The sequence below is a fragment of the Emticicia sp. 17c genome (assembly GCF_037153985.1).
GTDB lineage: Bacteria > Bacteroidota > Bacteroidia > Cytophagales > Spirosomataceae > Emticicia.
This window is the reverse complement of record NZ_JBBAYI010000044.1, coordinates 1-1,670: the sequence shown is the minus strand read 5'-3', so window position 1 is coordinate 1,670 and position 1,670 is coordinate 1. Positions and strand designations below refer to the sequence as shown.

The following is a 1,670-nucleotide window of genomic DNA, read 5'->3' as shown; positions in this document are numbered from 1 at the left end:
TAGGGAAGCCTTATGAGAGATAAGTAATTAAATATCAGCTTATTACGCAAAAAAAGAACCCCGAAAACACCCAATTTTTTGGCGTTTCGGGGTTTTTGCTGTATTTTAAGGTATCTCACATCCTAAAATACGATGCAAAATACTCTATTTTCTTTTGACAGCTCAATATTTCCTGAATATCATTTTCTTAAGAACTGTACAGAACTTGGTCGCATTTACGATATCATTCCATGGCAGGAACTGGGACACCTGCTTCCTTCAAAGAAAAATCCAGCAGGAGCCCCTTCTTACCTTGCTCGGCAAGGATACTTCGGTTTGATGTTTTTAAAGCATTACACAGGTTTAAGCGATGAAAAACTTCTGGCTGCTTTCCAGACTAACTGGGCATATCAGATGTTCTGTGGATGCCGTCTGAAAGTAGGTGAAGTGATCAGAGACAATGCATTTGTGAGTCGCATTCGCAGCTTTCTGGCCAGACATTGTGATATGCAGAAAGTTCAGGCTGTTCTAATTAATGCCTGGAAGGGGAAAATGGAGAATACAAATGTTGTATTGATGGATGAGACCCACAATGGAGTTGGTGTTATCAGGTTCATATGCGTTTTCCTACTGATGTCAAACTCTTGTGGGAGTCATGCTGTTTTCTGTGGGAAGAACAAATTCCGGCACTAAGCAAACTCACAGCAATGAAGATGCCTCGTTCAAAATTCAAAGAACAGAAAATCAAGCAATCGGTTTTTTCTAAGAGACGAAAAGTGAGTGTCCATGCTACCAAGAAACGTAGAAAAACACTCCTTCATTTATTAGAAAAGTTTATCAGCACCTTCTAAACAAAACCAGAGGTATTCATCTCTCTGAACCCATTGCACAAAGATTCAAGACCATCAGGAAAGTCTATCTGCAACAGCTTTACCTGATTGAAAACAATACCACCAAGGGCAGGGATAGAATCGTCAGCTTAGCTCAACCTCATATAAGACCCATTATCAGGGGGAAGGAAAACAAACCAGACTACGCGTCCCGTTAGAGTTCGGTATAAAAGTCCACATGAGGCAAGTAGATGGCATCAACATAATTGAATATCACAGTTACAACGCTTTCAATGAAAGCACCAGACTCAAAGCCTCTTTCTACAAGCATAAAATTATCTTCGGTGAATGTACCCATCTGGCAGCTGACAGAATATATCCTACCAATGCCAACCGTAGTTTCTGTAGTTCTAAAAACCTTCAGACCAACTTTATATCAAAAGGAAAAACCTCCCCAGATAAAAATCTTAAACTAATGAAGGCCATTCTCAATAAGGAGCGAAGCACGCGTCTGGAGGGGTCTTTCGGAACGGAGAAGGAACATGATGGACTTAAAAGAATAAGAGCCAGAACATCGGAAACACAAAATGTGTGGCTCTTCTTTGGAAGCTTCACCGCCAATGCAGTCAGACTTGCCAAAAGAACACTGAGAGAACTCAAATTAGTAGCTTAAAACCCTTCAAAATAGGGTTTCATGGGAGAAGACTGTCTACATAAATCCGATGTCCTAAAATTCCGAAGTTCTTTCCTGAAAATTGTACAAAACAAAGACTAAGATTCCTGAAAATAGAAAATCCAGTCTTGGGCAGACCGGATTTTCTATATATCTCATCATTTTAAAGCAATTATCAAGGATGGCCT

General features: G+C 40.0%; 2 protein-coding genes. Both read left to right on the top strand.

Annotated elements, in window-relative coordinates:
• Positions 1-132: 132 nt before the first annotated feature.
• Complete coding sequence (locus WAA15_RS24365; protein WP_337045461.1) at positions 133-672, top strand: transposase; 540 nt, start codon at positions 133-135, stop codon at positions 670-672.
• 375 nt (positions 673-1,047) lie between these two features.
• On the top strand, positions 1,048-1,482 hold the full coding sequence (locus WAA15_RS24360; RefSeq protein ID WP_337045460.1) for a transposase: 435 nt from the start codon (positions 1,048-1,050) through the stop codon (positions 1,480-1,482).
• Positions 1,483-1,670 lie beyond the last annotated feature (188 nt).

Bases quoted from the DNA above. Each gene is read 5' to 3' on its own strand.
- WAA15_RS24365 (WP_337045461.1), top strand. From the start codon at position 133: ATGCAAAATACTCTATTTTCTTTTGACAGCTCAATATTTCCTGAATAT.
- WAA15_RS24360 (WP_337045460.1), top strand. From the start codon at position 1,048: ATGAGGCAAGTAGATGGCATCAACATAATTGAATATCACAGTTACAAC.